Annotated in this window: 19 protein-coding genes; 9 read left to right on the top strand and 10 right to left on the bottom strand. The window is 68.9% G+C overall.

Annotated features, from left to right (window positions below; translation table 11 throughout):
- Positions 1–32 precede the first annotated feature (32 nt).
- From aldA to rhmD, 6 genes are all read right to left on the bottom strand, one after another.
- Positions 33–1,472, bottom strand: a complete 1,440-nt coding sequence (aldA, locus tag QWY76_RS11235; protein ID WP_290311291.1) for an aldehyde dehydrogenase — start codon at positions 1,470–1,472, stop codon at positions 33–35.
- Positions 1,473–1,519: 47 nt separating this feature from the next.
- Positions 1,520–2,320: an HpcH/HpaI aldolase family protein gene (locus tag QWY76_RS11240; RefSeq protein WP_290311292.1), complete on the bottom strand. Its 801-nt coding sequence runs from the start codon at positions 2,318–2,320 to the stop codon at positions 1,520–1,522.
- A gap of 57 nt (positions 2,321–2,377) precedes the next feature.
- On the bottom strand, positions 2,378–3,148 hold the full coding sequence (gene lra1, locus QWY76_RS11245; protein WP_290311293.1) for an L-rhamnose 1-dehydrogenase Lra1: 771 nt from the start codon (positions 3,146–3,148) through the stop codon (positions 2,378–2,380).
- Positions 3,149–3,225: 77 nt separating this feature from the next.
- A complete protein-coding gene (locus QWY76_RS11250) occupies positions 3,226–4,116 on the bottom strand; it encodes an amidohydrolase family protein (RefSeq protein WP_290311294.1) in 891 nt (296 codons plus the stop codon).
- Complete coding sequence (rhaM, locus tag QWY76_RS11255; RefSeq protein ID WP_290311295.1) at positions 4,116–4,442, bottom strand: L-rhamnose mutarotase; 327 nt, start codon at positions 4,440–4,442, stop codon at positions 4,116–4,118. Before rhaM ends, QWY76_RS11250 begins: the two co-directional genes overlap by 1 nt.
- 34 nt (positions 4,443–4,476) lie before the next feature.
- On the bottom strand, positions 4,477–5,661 hold the full coding sequence (gene rhmD, locus QWY76_RS11260; RefSeq protein WP_290311296.1) for an L-rhamnonate dehydratase: 1,185 nt from the start codon (positions 5,659–5,661) through the stop codon (positions 4,477–4,479).
- Between the two features lie 245 nt (positions 5,662–5,906).
- Here rhmD and QWY76_RS11265 point away from each other — a divergent pair, with 245 nt between their 5' ends.
- On the top strand, positions 5,907–6,845 hold the full coding sequence (locus tag QWY76_RS11265; protein ID WP_290311297.1) for a LysR family transcriptional regulator: 939 nt from the start codon (positions 5,907–5,909) through the stop codon (positions 6,843–6,845).
- A 12-nt stretch (positions 6,846–6,857) separates the two neighbouring features.
- Here the strand turns inward: QWY76_RS11265 and QWY76_RS11270 are convergent, their stop codons facing one another.
- Complete coding sequence (locus QWY76_RS11270) at positions 6,858–8,492, bottom strand: L,D-transpeptidase family protein (protein WP_290311298.1); 1,635 nt, start codon at positions 8,490–8,492, stop codon at positions 6,858–6,860.
- Between the two features lie 192 nt (positions 8,493–8,684).
- Between QWY76_RS11270 and QWY76_RS11275 the strand changes: the two genes are divergently transcribed.
- From QWY76_RS11275 to QWY76_RS11300, 6 genes are all read left to right on the top strand, one after another.
- Positions 8,685–9,416 carry a murein L,D-transpeptidase catalytic domain family protein gene (locus tag QWY76_RS11275; protein WP_290311299.1) on the top strand — a complete coding sequence of 244 codons (732 nt, stop codon included), beginning with the start codon at positions 8,685–8,687 and terminating at the stop codon, positions 9,414–9,416.
- A gap of 264 nt (positions 9,417–9,680) precedes the next feature.
- A complete protein-coding gene (locus QWY76_RS11280; protein WP_290311300.1) occupies positions 9,681–11,030 on the top strand; it encodes a NarK family nitrate/nitrite MFS transporter in 1,350 nt (449 codons plus the stop codon).
- A gap of 143 nt (positions 11,031–11,173) precedes the next feature.
- Entirely contained in the window at positions 11,174–11,866 is a 693-nt protein-coding gene (locus QWY76_RS11285) for an SDR family oxidoreductase (RefSeq protein WP_290311301.1), read from the top strand.
- A gap of 35 nt (positions 11,867–11,901) precedes the next feature.
- Positions 11,902–12,390, top strand: a complete 489-nt coding sequence (locus QWY76_RS11290; RefSeq protein ID WP_290311302.1) for a peroxiredoxin — start codon at positions 11,902–11,904, stop codon at positions 12,388–12,390.
- Positions 12,391–12,423: 33 nt separating this feature from the next.
- The gene (locus QWY76_RS11295) at positions 12,424–12,852 is read left to right on the top strand and encodes a GFA family protein (protein WP_290311303.1); all 429 of its coding nucleotides are present in this window, start codon (positions 12,424–12,426) and stop codon (positions 12,850–12,852) included.
- A gap of 195 nt (positions 12,853–13,047) precedes the next feature.
- A complete protein-coding gene (locus tag QWY76_RS11300) occupies positions 13,048–13,902 on the top strand; it encodes a dienelactone hydrolase family protein (RefSeq protein ID WP_290311304.1) in 855 nt (284 codons plus the stop codon).
- A gap of 195 nt (positions 13,903–14,097) precedes the next feature.
- Here the strand turns inward: QWY76_RS11300 and QWY76_RS11305 are convergent, their stop codons facing one another.
- The 3 genes from QWY76_RS11305 to QWY76_RS11315 all read right to left on the bottom strand — a co-directional run bounded on the left by QWY76_RS11305 (position 14,098) and on the right by QWY76_RS11315 (position 18,852).
- On the bottom strand, positions 14,098–14,667 hold the full coding sequence (locus QWY76_RS11305; RefSeq protein WP_290311305.1) for a hypothetical protein: 570 nt from the start codon (positions 14,665–14,667) through the stop codon (positions 14,098–14,100).
- A gap of 569 nt (positions 14,668–15,236) precedes the next feature.
- A complete protein-coding gene (cobA, locus tag QWY76_RS11310) occupies positions 15,237–16,160 on the bottom strand; it encodes a uroporphyrinogen-III C-methyltransferase (protein WP_290311306.1) in 924 nt (307 codons plus the stop codon).
- The gene (locus QWY76_RS11315) at positions 16,117–18,852 is read right to left on the bottom strand and encodes a nitrate reductase (RefSeq protein ID WP_290311307.1); all 2,736 of its coding nucleotides are present in this window, start codon (positions 18,850–18,852) and stop codon (positions 16,117–16,119) included. Before QWY76_RS11315 ends, cobA begins: the two co-directional genes overlap by 44 nt.
- 385 nt (positions 18,853–19,237) lie before the next feature.
- Here QWY76_RS11315 and QWY76_RS11320 point away from each other — a divergent pair, with 385 nt between their 5' ends.
- Positions 19,238–19,831: an ANTAR domain-containing response regulator gene (locus QWY76_RS11320; protein ID WP_290311309.1), complete on the top strand. Its 594-nt coding sequence runs from the start codon at positions 19,238–19,240 to the stop codon at positions 19,829–19,831.
- Positions 19,828–20,877, top strand: a complete 1,050-nt coding sequence (locus QWY76_RS11325) for a CmpA/NrtA family ABC transporter substrate-binding protein (protein ID WP_290311311.1) — start codon at positions 19,828–19,830, stop codon at positions 20,875–20,877. Before QWY76_RS11320 ends, QWY76_RS11325 begins: the two co-directional genes overlap by 4 nt.
- Positions 20,878–20,989: the final 112 nt, after the last annotated feature.

A 20,989-nucleotide genomic window follows, 5' to 3' on the forward strand; every position in this document is an offset into this window, starting at 1 on the left:
GCACCTCTCGTTATTGTTGGGAAGGCGGGTCCTCAGGCTTCGAGGTAGACCACATGGCTGTGGGTGTACTCGTAGAGGCCGTGCTTGCCGTCGGCGCCGCCGATGCCCGACTTGCGCACCCCGGCATGGAAGCCCTGCATGGCCTCGAAGTTCTCGCGGTTGATGTAGGTTTCGCCGTAGTCGATCTCGCGGCAGGCGCGCATGGCACTGGCCAGGTTGCGGGTATAGATCGACGAGGTCAGGCCGTAGTCGGAGTCGTTGGCCAGGGCGATGGCCTCGTCCATGTCCTCGACCACCTGGATCGGTAACACCGGGCCGAACACCTCCTGGCGCATGATCTGCATGTCCTGGCGGCAGCCGGTCAGCACGGTGGGCTGGTAGTGGTAACCACCGGGCCGGTCGCCGACCCCACCGCCGGTGACCAGCTCGGCGCCGTCGGCCAGCGCGGTCTGGACCATGGCGCCGACCTTGTCGAGGCCGGCCTGGTTGATCAGCGGGCCCATCTCGACGTCGGGCTGGGCCAGGGGGTCGCCATAGGTGGTCGCCCCCATCGCCTGGGCCATGCGTTCGATGAACTCGTCGGCAACCCCGCGCTGGACGTAGACCCGCTCGGCGCAGTTGCAGACCTGGCCGCTGTTGATGATGCGCGAGCCACGGATCGCCTTGACCGCCAGGTCGATATCGGCGTCGTCGAGCACGATGGCGGGCGCCTTGCCGCCCAACTCCAGGTTGAGCTTGGTGATGTTGTCGGCGGCGCTGGCCATGATCCGCGAGCCGGTGGCGACGCTGCCGGTGAAGCTGATCATGTCGACCTCGGGGCTGGCGGTCAGGGCGTGGCCGGTGGTGGCGCCGCTGCCGCTGACCACGTTGAACACCCCCGCCGGCAGGCCGACCGTGTCGAGCAGCCTGGCGAACTCGAAGCAGTTGTTGGGGGTTTCCTCGCTCGGCTTGATGACGATGGTGTTGCCGGTCACCAGCGCCGGCGCCATCTTGCGGGCGATTAGGAAGAACGGGAAGTTCCACGGCAAAATACCGGCCACCACGCCGAGCGGCTTGCGGAACAGGAAGATGTTCTCGTTGGGGCGGTCGCTCTCGATGATCTCGCCCTCGATGCGCCGCGCCCACTCGGCCATGTAGTCGAGGTAGTCGGCGGTGAAGTTGACCTCGGTCTCGGCCAGCGCCGTGACCTTGCCCTGCTCCTGGGTGATGATGCGCGCCAGGCGCGGCACGTCCTCGCGGATCTTCGCGGCGATCCGGCGCAGGAAGGCGGCGCGTTCGACGGCGGGTTTGGCCGCCCAGGCCTTCTGGGCGCCGCGGGCCGCGGCCAGGGCACGCTCGACGTCCTCGGCGCGCGACTCGGGGACCCGCGACAGCGTCTCGCCGGTCGCGGGGTTATGGACTTCGAGGTGCTCGCTGGCGGCCTCGAAGGTGCCGTCGATGTAGTTCTGGTAGACCGGTTGCTGGCGGGTCATGGCGAAGTCTCCGTTGGCGTGGTTGACGGATGTACGTGGTCGGACACTCAGTACAGGCGCGAAGGCGCGGCGGCCTCGCGCTGCTCCCGGTAGCGTCCCAGGTTGGCGATGGCGGCCTGGCGCAGCAGGCTGATGTCGATGCCCACGGCGATGAAACGACAGCCCAGCGAGGCGTAGTGGCGAGCGTCGTCCTCCTGGGGCGCCAGGATGCCCACCGCCTTGCCGGCGGCCTGGCCCACGCGAATGACGTGGGCGATTCTCTCCTGCACCGCCGGATGGCCCGGATCGCCGGGATAGCCGAGGTTGATGGACAGGTCGGCGGGGCCGACGAAGACCGCATCGACGCCCTCCACGGCGGCGATCGCCTCGGCGTTCTCGACGCCGAGCCGCGATTCCACCTGGACGATCAGGCACAGCTCCTGGTGAGCGGTGGCCAGGTAGTCGGCGACCCCGTCCCAGCGCGTGGCCCGCGCCAGGCCGCCGCCGACGCCGCGGATGCCGTGGGGCGGGTAGCGCATGGCGCGCACCAGCGCCTCGGCCTGCTCGGCGCTCTCGACCATCGGCACCATCAGGGTCTGGGCGCCGATATCCAGCAGCTGCTTGATCAGGGCGGGATCCTGGTTGACGGTGCGGACCACCGGCGCCGAGGCGTAGGGCGCCACGGCCTGCAGCTGGGCGAGGATCGACGGCACGCTGTTGGGGGCATGCTCGCCATCGATCAGCAGCCAGTCGTAGCCGGTGGAGGCGCAGATCTCGGCGGCGTAGCCGGTGCCGAAACCGGCCCACAGGCCGTACTGGGTGTCCGCCCGGTCGAGGGCGGCCTTGAAAGCGTTGGGGGGCAGGTGCATCGGGGGTCCTCGGCGCGCGGCCAGCGAATTAAGCGAATGGATGGTTAGGCGACAGGCTTACTGCAGGTTGACGAACATGCCGCCGTCGACCAGCAGCGAGGCGCCGGTGACGTACTGCGACATGTCGGAGGCGAGGAAGGCGATGGGGCCGGCCAGGTCGTCCGGACGCCCCAGGCGGCCCAGCGGCGTACGGCTGACCATGTACTCGCGCTTCTCGGCGTCGGCCAGGTCATCCTTGTTGATATCGGTCTCGATGGTGCCGGGCAGCAGCGCGTTGCAGCGGATCCCGTAGGGCCCCAGGGCGATGGCGCAGGACTGCATCAACGACAGCAGGCCGGCCTTGGTCGGGGTGTAGTGGGTCTGCATGCCGCCGCCCACCAAAGCGCTGATCGAACTCACGGCGATGATCGCGCCGCCGCGGCCCTGGCGCTTCATCTGGTTGGCGGCCGCCTGGACGGCGAAGAAGGCGCCGTTCAGGTTGGTGTTGACCGTCTCCAGGTAGAGCTCCTTCGGCATGTCGAGGAAGGCATGGAAGGGGCAGATGCCGGCGTTGTTGACGAAGACGTCGACGCCGCCGAAGTGTTCCACCGCCGCCTCGACCAGCTTGTCGCCGGTGTCGGCATCGCCGGCCGGCGCACCGACGGCGCAGGCGCGGCGGCCGAGGGCCTCGATCTCGGCGATCAGTTCGTCGACGGCGGGGCGGCTGGAGGCGCTGCCGCTGTAGCCGATGACCACGTTGGCGCCCTGGCGGGCGCATTCCAGGGCGGCGGCCCGCCCAATGCCCCGGGAGGCGCCGGTGATGATGACGGATTTATCGTTGAGCAGCATGTCGGGCTCCTGAAACTGGCGGTTGAGGCCGGTCCCGCCTCGCGGGGACAGGACCGGATACGAGGGCGTTGTCGTTCCTAAAGGCGATAGATGCGCCGGGCGTTGTCCACGAACAGCGCCCGCGTTTCGTCCGACGAGGCATCCGCGACGATCTCGGCATAGGCGTGCCAGATCGCCGGATACCGGGCATAGAGGCCGTCCACCGGGAAGTTGGAGGCGAACATGCAGCGCTCCACCCCGAAGACATCGATCGCCTCCAGGATCAGCGGGCGGAGGCTGCCGACCGTCCAGTGGTGATCGAGCATGCCGAAGCCGCTGAGCTTGAGGCTGACGTTGTCACGCGCAGCCAGCAGACGCAGACCGTCGCGCCACTCGCGCCAGCCGGCCACGCCCTGGCGATCCACGTACATGCCGGCATGGTTGACCACCAACGGGATCTCCGGATGGGCCTCGGCCAGGCGTGCCGCCTGAGGCATCTGCGACGGGTAGAGCTGGAGATCGAACGACAGCTCATGCCGCGCCAGCAGACGGAAGTTGTCGCACCAGGCCGGCTCGGCCATGTAGTGGCGGCCGACGTAGTCGTACAGGGGGTCGGCATGGACGTTGAGGATCTGGCGCACGCCACGCACCCGGTCGGACATCGCGCACTGGGCCGCGAGCCGCTCGCCGGCCTCCGGCCGCGACAGGTCGGCCCCCACCACCAGGGCGGTGGGCAGCACCGGCTCGCCCCCCTCCTCGACCAGCCCGGCCAGCCAGCGGGTCTCGGCCAGCGGATCGACGGCGTCGGCCTCGACATGCACCGCACCCAGCAGTTCGATGTCGCCGGCGTCGGCCAGCAGATCCCGCGGCCCGTAGTCGCGGGCCATCGGCGAGTAGTCACCGAGCAGGTTGGGGGACGGGTGCTCGAGCCAGGGCTGGTTGCCCTGGGCGAGGTCCCAGAAATGCACATGGGGGTCGATCACTTGCATCATTGGTCTCCGGGTCGGAACGCGAACACCTCGTCGAGCGGGACGCTGACGGGGGCGTTGTCCTCGTGAGTGTCCATGATGTCGGCCATGTAGTCCCACCAGCGGCGCATCACCGGAAGTGCCTGCAGCGCCTCGACGCGGTGATCCTCTCGCAGGACCATGAGGGCGAACAGGTGGCGCGTCTCGCCGTCGAGGAAGATGCGATAGTCCTCGATGCCGGCCTCGCCCAGCGCCGCGGCGAGTTCCGGCCAGAGGGCATCATGCCGACGCCGGTACTCGGCTTGCTGACCGGGATGCAGTGTCATGCGAAAGGCGTGGATCGGCATGCTGTCCTCCTCTGCTCGTCGTGTCCGTACCGGCTCAGTGGGTGTAGGGCCGCGCCAGCTCGCACTCCGGGTTCAGGCGCACGCCGAAGCCGGGCTTGTCCAGCTTCGAGGCCGCCAGGCGGCCGTTCTCCGGCACCGGCTCGTCGAGCAGCAGCGGGTTGAACATCGGCACCACCTCGTCCGCCTTGGGCGCCATCATCAGGAACTCGGCGAAGGGGCTGTTGTGACGGGTGATCACGAAGTGGTAGCTGTAGACCGAGGAGCCGTGCGGTACGACGAGCTTGTTGTGGGCATCGGCGAGCGCCGAGATCTTGATCAGCTCGGTGATCCCGCCGCACCAGCCGACATCGGGCTGGATGACGTCGCAGCAGTCCATCTCCATCAACATCCGGAAGCCCCAGCGCGTTGCCTCGTGCTCGCCGGTGTTGACCAGCATGCCCTTGGGCACGTCGCGCTTGAGCTGGGCATAGCCCCAGTAGTCGTCGGGCGGCAGCGCCTCCTCGATCCACTTCAGGCCGTACTCCTGAGCGCCCTGCGCCAGGCGGGTGGCGTAGTTGAGGTCGAGACTCATCCAGCAGTCGTACATCAGCCAGAAGTCATCGCCCACGGCACTGCGCATCTCGGCCAGGTGCTCGAGGTTGCGGCGAAGACCTTCCTCGCCCTCGGCGGGGCCATGGACCAGCGGCATCTTGCCGCCGATGAAGCCCAGGCCCTTGGCCAGATCGGGCCGCGCGCCGGTGGCATAGAAGGTCAGCTCGTCGCGCACCGGCCCGCCCAGCAACTGATGCACCGGTTCGCCGCGCACCTTGCCCAGCAGGTCCCACAGCGCCAGGTCGACGCAGGAGATGGTGTTGATCACCACCCCCTTGCGGCCGTAGAACAGCGTGGCATTGAACATCTGGTCCCAGATCTTCTCGATGTCGGTGACGCGCTGGCCCTCGATGAAGCGTGCCAGGTGCTTCTCGACGATCCAGGCACCGATCTCGCCGCCGGTGGTCACCGCGAAGCCGGTGGTGCCGTCGTTGGCCTCGAGCTCGACCACCAGGGTGCCGAGCACATTGAGGCCGAAGCTACGGCGATTCATGCGGTACTCCGGATACTTGCTCATCGGCGTGGCGATCTGCGAGTCGATCCAGTGGCCCTCGGCCTGGTCGTGGTAGTCCGCCCCGCCACCGCGAACGGTGAAGGCGCGCACCTGCTTGATGATGACGTCGCTCATGGACTCTCCCCCTGGAGTTGGACGCGGTTGGATGTTGGGAAGAGTTCTACCCAAGCGGTCAGAGGCCGACCAATGAGAATCACACCCCTTGTGATACCTTTTAGTTATCGGAGTGCCGAAGCCCGCGTGCTAGGCTGGCTGACGGCGATCGCAAGAAAACGCCATGGCTCTCGACATTCGACTAATGTCGCAGCCGAAACGCCTGGCGACCCGCCATAATTTCCAGGTATCGAAGAGGGCTCGTGATGGAGGGCTATCAGGCGCTACTGAGCCGCCTGCGCTACAAGCACCTGCTGCTGGTGGCGACGCTGGGGCGACTGCGCAACCTGCACCAGACCTCGGCGACCATGCACATGTCGCAGCCGGCGGCCACGCGCATGCTGGGCGAGATCGAGAAGGTGTTCGGCTGCCGGCTGTTCGAGCGCACCGCCCGCGGCATGACCCCCACCACCGTGGGCGAGATGCTGATCGCGTTCGCCGACAACGCCCTGACCCGCCTCGACCGCTGCGCAGAGGAGATCCACCGCTACCAGCTCGGCGGCCGCGGCCAGCTGACCGTGGGCACCATCATGGGTGCCGCCCCGGACCTGGTCGCCCAGGCGGTGATCCAGATGAAACGCGAACGTCCGATGCTGCAGATCCGCCTGATGGGCGAGACCAGCGACCAGCTCGTCGAGTTGCTGGAAGCGGGAAAGATCGACATCGCCATCGCGCGCTACGCCACCTCCCTCCAGCACAACCAGTTCGACTTCGAGCCGCTGGGCAACGAGACCCTGGTCACCGTGGTGCGTCGCGACCATCCACTGTGTCGGGAGCCGCTTCCGTCGCTGGCACGGCTGCTCGAGGACTGGCCCTGGCTGTTGCAACCCATGGCCACGCCGGCCCGCCAGGCACTGGAGAAGGAGTTCGAGTCGGCGGGGCTGATCTCGCCCCGCGACATCATCGAATGTGGCTCGATCTTCGCGGCGCTGCAGCTGGTGCAGCAGAGCGACTGCCTGATGGTGATGTCGGAAACCGTACTGCGCGACCATCTGGAGGCGGGCTTGGTCACCCGGCTGCCGCTGTCGCTGGGCCGCACCCTGGCGCCCTTCGGCCTGCTGACCCGCAAGGATACCCTCTACGGAGAGCCGGTCAGCGGCTTCTGCGAAATCCTGCGCGAGAACACCGCGGCATGGCACCGCTGAGCCGCCCGCTCCCTAGTGCACCACCGGCCGATCCAGGGCGGCGATCAGGGGATCGTCGCGGTCGTAGATATCCGGCCGGAAGCTCGGCAGGTCGCCCGCCTCCACGCGGGCCGTCCAGTAGTGCAGATCCAGGGGCACCGGCCGGGCCAGCGACACGTTGCGGGTCTCGCCATCGGCGAGCAATGTCCCGAGATCCCGGGGCGTGCCGGTGTCCTCGAACAGCATCCGGGCCAACTCCATGACCCCTTCCACGCGAATGCAGCCGGAACTCAGGGCCCGCTGGGGCCGGCGGAACAGGCGCTGCGCCGGCGTATCGTGCAGGTAGACCAGATGGTCGTTGGGGAAACGCAGCACCAGGCGGCCCAGCGGGTTCTGCGGGCCGGCGCGCTGGCGCAGGATCACCCGCCCCGGGCGCCACCAGTCGATGCGCCAAGGGTTGAGCCGCCGCCCGTCGGGTCTCAAGACCAGCATGTCATGGTCGAGCAGGTAGCCGGGGTCGCGGCGCACCCGGGGCAGCACGTCCTCGCGCAGGATGGTCGGCGGGACGGTCCAGGTGGGATGCAGGGTCAGGTGAGTGATCGACGAGTGCAGCACCGGCGTGGGCCGGCCGGGCTGGCCGACGATGATGCGAGCCTGCCATATCTCGCCGTCGGGACGCCGGTAATGGATCCGCTGGCCGGCGACATCCACCACCACGCGATGGTCGAGCGGCGTTGCCGACAGCCAGCGCGCCCGCTCGAGGTTGGCGCGGATCGTCGCCAGGCGTTGAGCGGCCGGAACATCGAGCGCCGCCCGGGTACGGGGCCCGACCACGCCATCGTCATCGAGCATGTGCCGGCGCTGGAAGCGGCGCACCGCTTCCACCAGCGTGGCATCGTAGTGATGCGGCGCCGGCGCCTCCAGGCTGACATCCGGGTAATGCGCCACATCCGCGGCCATGACCTCCAGCTCGCCGATCGCCGCCAGTCGCCGACGCAGCAGAGCCACGTCGGCGTGCACGTCGCCCGGTCGCAGCGATTCTCGTCGCTCGGGCAGCGTCGCCCAGCCGCCCAGGCGGACGATATTGCGATAGCGCGCCAGCGAGCGACGCAGGGCGTCATAGCCCTCGGTGGCGGGCCGCGCCATGGCCAGTACCCGATCGACCTCGCCGGCTTCCAGGGCCCGGTTGATGGCCACCAGATCCAGCTCGGGCGGTGGCACCGGGATCTCCCAGCCCGGGTAGACGTCGCGAGGATCGAGCCGGCCGCGCTGCAGGTGGCGCAGGGCGTGGAGCAGGGTGTCGCTGGCCAGCACATCGAAGCGTGCCCTGGCATCCGCGCTGGCGGTGGATGCCAGCACAGCGCGCCCCTCGCGTTCCAGCCGGGCGGGTCGATAATCCCTCGGGGTCAGGCCTTCGTCGCCCAGGGCGTACAGCAGGTCGACCAGCGCGGCCATCTTGCCCCGATCCTGCCAGGCCAATTCGCCTCCACGGCGCACATAGAAGGCCGAGACACGCGGCGGCGAGGCGCGAAGAGCATCCACCAGCGGCACCGGCAGCGGCTGGGCCAGTCCGACGTCGTCCATCGGGAAGGGGCGCAGCGGCTTGGCCGCCGCAGCCGTCGCCTCGGCGAAGAGGCCCAAGGGAGCCAGAAGGACCAGAAAGGCCATACTCCAACGACCGAACCCTCGTGTTAGAGTACCCGCTATTCGCATGAGACCACCTCCTGCCGACTGATGGTCGGGACGGGTCTGCCTGGCCGCGATCCTCGAGATACGCCCCTAGAGCCAGCGACATCCCGCCCATCGCCGGGGGTCATGCGCCAACCCGATTCGGGCAAGCCGACAATTCTGGGACTCCGCATGCCATCGCCGCGTTCGTTTCGCCCAGCGACGGGCCCCCTGCTGGCCGTCGCCCTGATGATCCTGACGCCCCCCGCCCTGTCGGGGAACTTCCTCGTTCAGGCCCATACCCCGGCCGCGGCCCGGTCCACTCCGCTTGCCCAGCGCCTGACTCGACTGGCGCCCCAGGCCGATCCCGAGGTGCTGCGTCTGGCGGCGCGAGCCCTGAGCTGTGCCGATCCCCAGGCCGAGCGCCTGGCGGTGATCGACTTCTCCCGGCCCTCCACCGAGGAGCGGCTGTGGGTCTTCGACCTGCGCCAGGAACGCCTGCTGTTCCGTGAACTGGTCTCCCATGGCCAGGGCTCCGGTGACGCCATGGCGAGCGCTTTCTCCAACACCCCCGACAGTCACCAGTCCAGCCTGGGGCTGTTCCGCACCCTGAACAGCTACCGGGGCAGCAACGGCTACTCGCTGCGCCTGGAAGGCCTCGAACCCGGCGTCAACGACCTGGCCTTCGAGCGGGCCATCGTCATCCACGGTGCCGACTACGTCAGCGAGTCCTTCATCCAGCGCACCGGCCGCCTGGGCCGCAGCCATGGCTGCCCGGCGGTGCGCTCCGAGGTCGCCGTGCCGCTGATCGACAGCCTCAAGGACAGCCAGTACCTGTTCACCTACTACCCCGACCCTGAGTGGCTCCGCCAATCGGCCTTCCTGAACTGCCCCCGCGACGACCGTCGCCTCGCCATGCAGTGAGGCACCAAGGCGGGGCAAGGCCCCGCCAACGCTTGCTGCCATGCACCATTACGCCCCCGCCACCCCCTCGCCCTCTCCCGCCACCAGTACCATAACCATCTGAAAAAAAAGACATCTCCTTGTAATGGCAATGCATATGCATAATCAAGGACAGAGAGTGCCAGACGTGGACCAGGCCCCTGGGGTACGAGTGCGTCGGACCCGACCTTCAACGGCGAAGGCCCAAGATCGTGTGTTCGAATGTCATTCGACGAGGTATGCCCCATGGAAATCCAAAACAAGGCCAACAGGATACGCTTGTTCAACTGGAAGATGCCGCAGATGCGCGCCTTCCACTTCTCCTGGTTCGCCTTCCACATCTGCTTCTTCGGCTGGTTCGGTATCGCCCCCCTGATGGCGGTGGTGCGTGACGACCTCGGCCTGACCAAGACCCAGATCGGCAACACCATCATCGCCTCGGTGGCCATCACCGTGATCGTGCGCCTGGCCATCGGCGTGCTCTGCGACAAGATCGGCCCGCGCCGCGCCTATACCTGGCTGCTGTGCCTGGGCTCGCTGCCGGTGATGTGCATCGGCTTCGCCGACAGCTTCGAATCCTTCTTCCTGGCTCGCCTGGCCATCGGTGCCATCGGCGCTTCCTTCGTGATCACCCAGTACCACACCTCGGTGATGTTCGCGCCCAACGTGGTGGGCACCGCCAACGCCACCTCGGCCGGCTGGGGCAACCTGGGCGGCGGCACCACCCAGATCCTGATGCCACTGATCTTCTCCGGCATCCTGATGCTCGGCGTCAACGAGGCGCTCGGCTGGCGGCTGGCCATGGTGGTGCCCGGTATCGTGCTGTTCCTCACCGGTATCGCCTACTACTTCTTCACCCAGGACGCGCCCAACGGCAACTTCGACGAACTGCGCGCACGCGGCGAACTGCCCGCGGCAGACGGTGAGCACGGCATGGGTGCCAGCTTCGCCACCGCCGCCAAGGACATCCGTGTCTGGGCCCTGTTCGTGGTCTATGCCGCCTGCTTCGGCGTCGAGCTGACCATCAACAACATCGCCGCCATCTACTTCTTCGACAACTTCGGCCTGACGCTGGCCACCGCCGGCATGATCGCCGGCCTGTTCGGCCTGATGAACCTCTTCGCCCGCACCCTGGGCGGCATCTTCTCCGACCTCTTCGCCCGCAACTCGGGCCTCAAGGGCCGGGTGCGCTGGCTGTTCATCGCCATGCTCTGCGAGGGCGTGGCCCTGATGTTCTTCTCGCAGATGCATGTCCTGGCGCTCGCCATCGGCATCATGCTGGTGTTCAGCCTCTTCGTGCAGATGGCCGAGGGCGCCACCTTCGGCGTGGTGCCGTTCATCAACAAGAAGGCGCTGGGCGCGGTGGCCGGCATCGTCGGCGCGGGCGGCAACGCCGGCGCCGTGGCCGCCGGCTTCCTGTTCCGCTCCGAGGCCCTGACCTACCAGCAAGGCCTGTTCTACCTCGGGGTGGCGGTGATCATCGCCTCGCTGTGCGCCCTGGTGGTGCGCTTCTCCCCCGAGGTCGAGGCCGAGGAGAGCGCCGCCTACCAGGATGCGGCCGGTGCCGAGCCCTCGGCGGCCCTGTCGCTGCGCTGAGCCCCATCCCACCGGGGGGCAGGGACGCCCCACCACCCTCGCCACGCCATCGCCGCTTCACCGCGGCGGTGGCGTTCGCGTTTGCAGGCGGCCGCGGTTCTGGCCATGCTGGAAGCGGGTAATGACCCGAAAGGGAGAGCCGCATGGTGGATCGTGTATTCCTGATCACGGGGGCGTCCAGCGGGATCGGCGCGGCCACCGCCCGGGCCGCGTCCCGGGAGGGCTACAAGCTGGTGCTGGCCGCCCGCTCCGAGGCACGCCTGGCCGGCCTCGCCCAGGAGCTCGGTCCCGAGAATGTGCTGGCCGTCGGCACGGACGTGACCGACATGGCCGCCCAGCAGGCCATGGTGGAGCAGGCGCTGGAGCGTTTCGGCCGTCTCGATGTGGTCTTCGCCAATGCCGGCCGCGGCGGCTCCCCCGGCGGCTTCAGCGGGGCCGACCACCAGGCCTGGCGCGACATGATCCTCACCAATATCTACGCGGTGGGCCTCACCGTGCAGGCCACCCTGCCGGCCCTGCGCAAGAGCCACGGCCATGTGCTGATCACCGGCTCCGCCGCCGGCCGCGCCACCATCCCCGGCTCCATGTACGGGGCCACCAAGTGGGCGGTGACCGGGCTCGGCTACAACCTGCGCGAGGAGTTGCGTGGCAGCGGCATTCGCGTGACCCTGATCGAGCCCGGCATGGTCGACACGCCCTTCTTCGACGAGCCCCCCGAGCATGCCCTGCATGACAGGGACATCGCCGAGGCGGTGCTCTACGCGGTCGGCCAGCCCGAGCACGTGGACGTCAACGAGATCCTGGTGCGCCCCAGGCCGCCCCTGGATGATGACTGACGCCACCCTTCCCCCATGACCACAGGAGCCACACCATGACGATCGCCATCGGTGACCGCCTTCCCGACATCACCATCAAGACCAATGGCCCCGAGGGACCGAAAGACCTGTCCACCGGCGACTTCTTCGCCGGCCGTCGGGTGGTGCTGTTCGCCGTCCCCGGCGCCTTCACCCCGGGCTGTTCCAACACCCACATGCCGGGCTTCGTGGTCCGCGCCGACGACATCCTCGACGCCGGTGCCGATGCCATCGGCTGCCTGGCGGTGAACGATGCCTTCGTGATGGGCGCCTGGCAGAGGGACCAGAACGCCGGACGCTTCACCATGCTGGCCGACGGCAATGCCGACTTCACCCGGGCCCTGGGCCTGGAGATGGATGCCAGCGCCGGGGGCATGGGCACCCGCAGCAAGCGCTTCGCACTGATTGCCGACGACGGGGTGGTCGAGTACCTCGGCGTCGATACCCAGAAGGGGGTGATCGAGGCCAGCAGCGCCGACACCCTCCTCGCCCGACTCAAGGACTGACCCGCGGCCGCGGCCCGTACCGAGGAGACGACCATGCACGATGCCATGACCCTACGCGGCAGCTGCCTGTGCGGCGCCGTGACCCTGGCGGTGGAGGCCGCCCGCCAGAACATCGGCGCCTGCCATTGCCGAATGTGTCGCACCTGGGGCGGCGGCCCGCTGCTGGCCCTGGAGTCGGTCTCCCGGGTCGAGATCGAGGGCGAGAACAGCGTGACCGTGTTCGCCTCCTCGGACTGGGCCGAACGCGCCTTCTGCCGCCATTGCGGCACCCACCTCTTCTATCGACTGAGAACCGGCGAGCACTACGCCGTGCCGGCGGGGCTGGTCGATGACGGGGAAGCCTGGACCTTCGATACCCAGATCTTCATCGACGAGAAGCCGCCCTGGTATCACTTCGCCAACGTCACCCGCGACCTGACCGGACGCGAGGTCTTCGAGGCGTTCACGGCGAGCAAGGAGTGAGCGCGCCCCGGGACCGCGCGATATCGGCGGTCCCGGGAACGACACGCCTCCCTTCCACCGCTGCGACCGCGCCACGGCATGCCCTGACCGAAACGGGTGACGCCCGCCGTCCCGGCTGGCTATATTAAGAAAGCATGAATGAGCGAAGGCGACCGACGTCGAGGACGACCTCGACCACAGGCAAGGAGACCCCTGATGCGACACCTCTTCACCCTGGCATGCCTGGCCGCAGGCCTGATGGCGGGCACGGCCGGCGCCCAGGCACAGACCGAGCCCTCGCCCGGCGACGAGCAGGTCACGATCCAGTCCGGGCCACGCGTGGTCGGTGAGGTCTTCGAGTATGCCACCGGCGGCACCACCTATCAGGGCTACCTGGCGCACAATGCCAGCATCGACCAGCCGCAACCGGCGGTGCTGGTGGTGCATGAATGGTGGGGGCTGGACAGCTATGCCCGCGCCCGGGCCGATCAGCTGGCTGCGCTCGGCTTCGTGGCCCTGGCGGTGGACATGTACGGCGATGGCAAGCTGGCCGGACATCCCACCGAGGCCCAGGCATTCTCCAGCCGGGTAATGCAGGACTGGCCGGCGGCACGCGCCAGGCTCGAGGCGGCGATGGCCAGGCTGGGCGAGCATCCGGCGGTGGCCGATGGCGGCATGGCGGCGATCGGCTACTGTTTCGGCGGCAGCGTGGTGATGAACATGGCGCTGTCCGGCATGCCGCTCGAGGCCGCCATCAGCTTTCATGGGGGCCCGACGATGGCGGTGAAGATGCCCCAGGCCTTCGAGGGCAGCGTGCGCATCCACAACGGCGCCGAGGACGGCTTCGTCGCCCGCGACGACCTGGTGGCAATGGCCAGCGCCCTCGAGGCCCAGGGCGCCGATGTCGAGGTGACGAACTATCCCTCGGCCAAGCACGGCTTCACGAATCCCGAGGCGGACGCGCTGGCCACCCAGCACGACCTGCCGCTGGCCTATGATGCCGCCGCCGATGCCGCCTCCTGGCAGGCGGCGCTGCTGACCCTGGACGCCGCCCTCAACGACAACGACTGAGCGGACGAGGCCCCATCGGGCGTTCCCGCCGTCGACACCGTTGCACGGTGATCAAGCGTCACTGCTGGGCGTGGCCGAGGTCGGGCAGCGGAAGATCCATGCCGGCGCGGGCCCGGGTTCGCCGCCGGTGCCTCTCGATGTCGCGGTCGAGTGCCTCGTCAACTTGCCATCGAGCAAAGGGCCAGTCTGACGACATCACACGGCATCGACCCCGAGATGATCGATGATCCAATTGGATTCCTCGAACCGACGCATGGCGTGTTCGGTAGTCCAGCGCTGCTCATCGAGCGTTTCCGGGTCCCATTCGCTGCGCTCTACGGCGAAGAAGTCGCCTGCGTAGATATGGATCGCCGCGGTCAAACGGGGAATCGGGTTGATCACCGAATGAATGATGTCGTGCTTCAGCGGCGCGGCGTCACCGGCGGCCAGTGCCTTGGCGCCCACTGCCTCGATGTGCCCGTTCCGGCTTGAAAGCCGCCGCCAGAAAATATTGTCTTCGCGACCGGTATAGATGCCGATCACCGCCCACATTCGATGGTCGTGTGGCATGAGCGTCATGTAAGGCGCCCACACCATGTTGATGATGGTCAGATCCTCCGAGCGATAGAGCGGGTAGAGCCCGCCGCGTGTCGGTTCCCCGAGCTCCTTGAGAATGGCGGCCGGATCGGAAACCGCTCTCGCGACCACTTCACGCACCAGCCGGGGGGATTCGTCGGCTGCAAGCGCGCTGCGACAATCGGCGATGAACTGTTCGGTATCGAACACGATGGATGCCCTCCTCTACCGAGCGCCTCGACCGCCAACCCTGGTGTTGCCGCGAGAGATATTCGGGAACCCACGGTGTCCCGGCCAGTCGTGACGCCTCGTGGAAATACAGGCGACGAAGTGAGAGATCCCGTAACTTCACCATCGGCCACCTTGATCGATACTTCAAATACCTTCACCTTTGAAGAGTGATGCAGTTTTCGCAGCTCTCGGGAAGCTTCGCCACCTGACGGCCTCTGTCCCCATGACCGATGCCGGTGGCATTAGCGGGCGGCAGCACCGGTGAACCTGACACGGCCGGCAATTGCGCGAATGATTCGCGCACGGGAAGTCGAGCGGGGCATACCGTCGTTCGAGCGGGGCATACCGTCGTTCGAGCGGGGCATACCTTCGTTCGAGCGGGGCATACCGTCGTTCGAGCGGGGCATACCGTCGTTCGAGCGCATCGGCCGTCGCGCGCAACTGACCTCGCCCGGGCCCGCCACACGGACCTGCCGGCGGCCTCGAGTGGCCCTTCCAGCATCCTGCCTTGGCATCTCTCCTCGACGGGCCCTGGCGCCCGGCGGCAGTCAGTCCTGATGACCCGCCGTCGCCACCGCCGGGCTGGTCTCGACCATACTCACCACGCTGCCCACCACGATCAGGCAAGGTGACGGCAAGGGCGTGACCTCGAGGCGCGCCGGCATATCGGCCAGGGTGCCGGTGAGCGCCGCCTGGTCGGGCAGGCTGGCATTGGCCACCAGCATGATCGGCCAGTCGTCGGGCAGGCCGGCGCCACGCAGGCCGGCACAGATCGCCGCGACCTTGGCCAGGCCCATGTAGAACACCAGGGTCTCGTCCCGCCGCGCGAGCGCGGCCCAGTCCGGGGCACCGCCCTCCCGGCACAGCTGGGCGGTGATAAAGCGCAGCTGCTGGGCGTGGCCGCGGTCGGTGAGCGGAATGCCCATCGACGCACAGGCCGCCGAGGCCGCGGTGATGCCGGGCACGATGTGCGCCGGCACGCCGGCCTCGGCCAGCGCGGCGAGCTCCTCGCCCATGCGCCCGAACACGCCCGGGTCGCCGCCCTTGAGGCGCACCACCGCCTTGCCCTGTCCGGCCAGCTCGACCAGCAGCGCCCCGATCTCGGCCTGGGGCACGCTGTGATGGCCCCGGGCCTTGCCCACGTAATAGCGCTCGCGCCCGGCGGGCACCAGGGACAGCACCTCGTCGCCCACCAGGCGATCGTAGACCACCGCGTCGGCCTGCTGCAGCAACCGGGCCGCCTTGAGGGTCAGCAGCTCCAGATCGCCGCTGCCGGCGCCGACCAGGTAGACGCTGCCGGCACGGCAGTCTCCTGACAGGGCCAGGCGCGGCGTCTCCGGCGCGTGCCGCGAGACCCACGAGTCGGCCAGCCAACGCGTGGCATCCCGGCCCAGCCGGACCAGCCCGGAGGGGACGCGTCCCACGACCTCAGACCACTTGGACGGCTTCAGGCGTCTGCTCGGAGCGCGCATGGGGCCCCTCCTCTTCGATCAGGGATTTCAGTTCGGGAATGCAGCTGCCGCACTGGGTGCCGCAGGCGAGTCGCGCCCCCAGCGCCTCGACGCTGGCATCGCCCGCGCGAATGGCGGCGACGATGGCGGCCTGGCCCACCTGGTGGCAGCTGCAGACCAGTGGGCCGCTGGCGGCGGCACCGTCATCGCAGCCGGCCAGCAGCCGGCGACGCCGCCCATCCTCCACGGGCTGACCCTCGGCCGCTTCGGCGAAGCGCGCGTCGAGCCAGGCCAGGCCCGGCAGCTCGGCGGGCGGCCCCACCATCAGCCACCAGCGCAAGCGGCCGTCCTCGAGCCCGGCCGCCCGCCAGCGGCCGCTGGCGGGATCGTCGCACCACAACGAGGCCGGCACCGGCAGGCTCTCGGTGAGGCGTGCCAGGCCAGCCTCGCCCTCGCCCCAGGCCAGCTGCCAGCGGTCGGCATGGGCCAGCGGGATCCGCGCCCAGTAGTCGGCGTCCTCCCGCACGGTCCCGGCGACCTCGAGGTCCCCCGCGACCACCAGGGTGGCCTCGCAGGCCGTGGCCAGCGGCGTCACCGCCACGGCGCCGTGCTTGGTCTCGGGCTGGCCGGAGAGCGGGTCGACATGCGCCGCGAGCAGGCTGCCGGCAAGGGCCCGGGCCGAGAAACGATCGGTCCAGTGGATGGGCACGAACACCTCGCCGCGTCGCTGGCCGCGTGACAGCCTGACCCGGCCACGGTACTCGCCGGTGGCACTCGTCAGCCGCGCCAGCTGCTGGTCGCCGAGCCCGAGCGCCTGGGCATCTTCCGGGGCGATCTCGATGAAGGGTTCGGCACGGTGGTTCATCAACCGGGCCGCGCGGGCGGTGCGGGTCATGGTGTGCCACTGGTCGCGCACGCGTCCGGTGTTGAGCCGCAGCGAATGGGTCGCGTCGAGCGCCTGGACGGGCTCCCGCGGGCGCACCGGAAAGAGCCTGGCGCACCCGTCGGCGGTGGCGAAGCAACCATCCTCGAACAATCGGGCGGTGCCATGGGGGGCGTCGGCGGTCACCGGCCACTGGATCGGCGCCAGGGCATCGTACCCCTCGCGATCCAGCTCGGCCAGCGCCGAGATGTCGAACATCCGGGCGCGATGGCCCGGCTGATCGGGCGCGTTCTCGAAGCCGGAGAGCCGGGCGTGCTCGACGAAGATCTCGCCGGGATGGGCATAGGCGAAGGCCGCGCCATAGCCCAGCCGCCGCGCCACCTCGCTGATGATCCACCAGTCGTGACGCGCCTCCCCGGGCGGGGGCAGCAACCCCCGCTGGCGGGAGATGCGCCGCTCGGAGTTGGTCACGGTGCCATCCTTCTCGGACCAGGACGTGGCCGGCAGCACGATATCGGCATAGGGCAAGAGGTCGGTGTCGGCCATGCATTCGGAGACGATCACCAGCGGGCACCGAGCCAGGGCCGCCCGTACCCGGTCGGCGTCGGGCAGGCTGACCACCGGGTTGGTGGCCATGATCCACAGCGCCTGGATCTCGCCGCGCTCGATGGCCTCGAACAGCGCCACCGCCTTGTGACCGGGTCCCTCGGGCAGGCTCGGCTGCAGCGTGTCGGTGGCCCAGAAGCGGCGAACCCGGTCGAGGGCGCCGGGACTGTCGTAGTCCATATGCGCGGCCAGCTGGTTGGCCAGGCCGCCCACCTCGCGACCGCCCATGGCGTTGGGCTGGCCGGTGATGGAGAAGGGGCCGGCGCCGGGCAGGCCGATCTTGCCGCCGGCCAGGTGGCAGTTGATGATGGCGTGGCACTTGTCGGTGCCGCTGGACGACTGGTTGATGCCCTGGGAGTAGAGGGTCACCACGTGCAGCTGGCTGGCGAACCAGTAGAAGAAGGTCTCCAGGCGTTCCGGGTCGATATCGCAGTCGGCGGCGATGGCCTCGATGCGGCCGTCGTCCTCGCGGGCCGCGTCCAACGCCGCGTCCAGCCCCCGGGTGTGCTGTGCCAGGTAGACCCGGTCGAGCTTGCCCTTGGCGGCCATCCAGGCCAGCAGGCCGTTGAACAGCCTGGCGTCGCTGCCGGGCCTGAGCCCCAGGTAGAGGTCGGCGATCTCGCAGCTGTCGGTGACCCGCGGGTCGATCACCACCACCCGCATCAGCGGGTTGCGGGTCTTGGCGGTGCGCAGGCGCTGGTAGAGTACCGGGTGATTCCAGGCCAGGTTGGAGCCCACCAGCACCACCAGCTCGGCCTCTTCCAGGTCCTCGTAGCTACAGGGCACGGCGTCGGCGCCCAGCGAGCGCTTGTAGGCGGCCACCGCCGAGGCCATGCACAGCCGCGAGTTGGTATCCAGGTGCGGCGTGCCGAGGAAGCCCTTGAACAGCTTGTTGGCGACGTAGTAGTCCTCGGTGAGCAGCTGCCCGGACAGGTAGCCGGCCACCGCCGTGTCGCCGGCAGCCTCGCGGGTCGCCTGGAGCCGCGCGGCCACGGCGTCGAGCGCGGTGTCCCAGTCCACCTCGACACCGTCCACCCGGGGCCGCGTCAGGCGCCCCTGCTCGCCCAGGGTCTCGGCCAGCGCCGAGCCCTTGACGCACAGGCGGCCGTAGTTGGCCGGATGCGTGGCGTCGCCCTCGACGCCGACCATGCGGTCGCCGTCGATGTCGGCCAGCACGCCGCAGCCGACACCGCAGTAGGGGCAAGTGGTTCGCGCCTGATACATAACGCATTCCTCGATCGTGGGTCCCAACGACGACGCCCACCGCCCCGCTGGGGGCCAGCGCGGCGGTGGGCGTCGTTGCCTGGGGCCACCGTCATGGCGGCCAGGGGGTTGATTGCCCAGTATCAAGCAAGCCGCGTGCCAACAGGCGCCATCCCCCACCGCGGCAGGCCATCGCGGCCGACGGCCGACGCCTCCCCGCGACTCCCTGCACCAGGCGCGAACGCCGATGCCCCATCCCGCACCGCTGCGGTGCAACAATCCCCCGGCGGACGATGACCACGGCAACGGGAGCGGCGCCCGCCCCCCGAACCTTTCGGGCATTGTGGCGTCTGGAATGTATCTTGCATTGTCTCCTGCAAACGACCGATGCAACGAGCCACGCCCTATGCCCCAGCCCTTGAAAATCCTGCTGGTCGATGACGAGATCGTGCGCGCCGCCATGGTCGAGGAGGCCCTCGGCCAGGAGGGCCATGAGGTCGTCTGTCGCCTGCAGAGCCCGGCCAGCCTCAACGAGATGGTCGCGCGCCACGCCCCCGATGTGGTGATCATCGACATGGAGTCCCCCGATCGCGATACCCTCGACAGCATGTCCCTGCTCAATCGCGAGAACCCGCGCCCGGTGGTGTTCTTCGCCGACCAGCACGAGCCCGACACCATGCAGGCCGCCCTGGAGGCCGGTGTCAGCGCCTATGTGGTGGATGGCCTGGTGCCCAGCCGGGTCAAGGCGATCCTCGAGGTCGCCATCGCCCGCTTCGCCTCCTTCCAGTCGATGCGCACCGAGCTCGACAAGGCCCGCGGCCAGCTGGCCGACCGCAAGCGTATCGAGCGCGCCAAGGGCCTGCTGATGAAGCACCAGGACTGCGACGAGGAACAGGCCTACCGCATGCTGCGCAAGCTGGCCATGGACCGCGGCCAGCGCATCGGCGAGGTGGCCGCCAACGTGATCGATATCCTCGAACGACTGGAGAAAGGCCTATGACCGCGAGTCGCACCGCCGGGCTCGAGCGCCTGACGCTGGGCTTCATTCCGCTGCTGGATGCCGCCCTGCCGATCATCGCCCGCGAGGGCGGCTTCTTCGCCGCCGAGGGGCTCGACGTCGCCTTGTCACGCGAGAACGCCTGGTCGACCCTGCGCGACAAGCTCGCCGCCGGCCTGCTCGACGGCGCCCACATGCTGGCCCCGCTGCCCCTGGCCATGAGCCTGGGGATCTCCGGCGCCGCCTGCGAGACCCTGGCCCCGCTGGTGCTGGGGCGTAACGGCAACACCCTGGTGCTGTCGCCGCGCTGGAGCGAGGGCATGCCCGTGCCGGAGGCCCCCGACCCGGAGGGGAGCACCACGGACCCCGCCGTCAGCGCCCGCGACTTCGCGCGTCGGCTGCGCCACCGGGGTGGGCCGGCGCCCTGCCTGGCCATGGTCCATCCCTTCTCGTGCCAGCACTACCAGCTGCGCGAATGGCTGGCCCTCGGCGGCATCGACGCCGACCACGAGGTCAAGCTGGTGGTCCTGCCGCCGTCGCGCATGGCCGAGGCCCTGGAGGAAGGGCGCATCGACGGCTTCTGTGTCGGCGAGCCCTGGGGCAGCCTGGCCCAGCATCGGGGAGCCGGTCGCATCGTCGCCAGCGGCGCCCAGCTCTGGCCGGACCACCCCGAGAAGGTGCTCGGGGTCACCGCGGCCTGGGCCGAGCACCATCCCGAAACCCTGACCGCCCTGATCCGTGCCCTGGCCGGGGCCGCCGAGTGGCTCGCTACCTCGCCCGAGCATGCCCGCCAGGCATGCGACTGGCTGGCCCTGCCCCCCTACCTGGACCGGGCCGTGCGCCACCTCGTGACGCTGGCACCCGATACGGGCCCGGTACGGCAACGGCTCGACGGCGACCTGCGCCCCTCCCCCGAGGCCATGGCCCCCATGGCCGCCCACCTCGACCAGGCGCTGCGGGCCCGCGGTGACCGACTGGACCCCGCCCGACTGTCGGCCTGTTACAGCCCCGTGCATTTCGATGCCGCCACGCACCAGGAGCGTGCATAAGGCCCGTCCGGACGGCGACGGGCTGCCCGCCGCCGTCCGCCACGACAAATTCAACCGATTGATTTAATTGAATCAAGCCAATTATTGGCCCGATAATTGAAAGACTGTAGGT

The organism is Halomonas maura (assembly GCF_030409305.1).
In the GTDB taxonomy this organism is placed as follows: domain Bacteria; phylum Pseudomonadota; class Gammaproteobacteria; order Pseudomonadales; family Halomonadaceae; genus Halomonas; species Halomonas maura.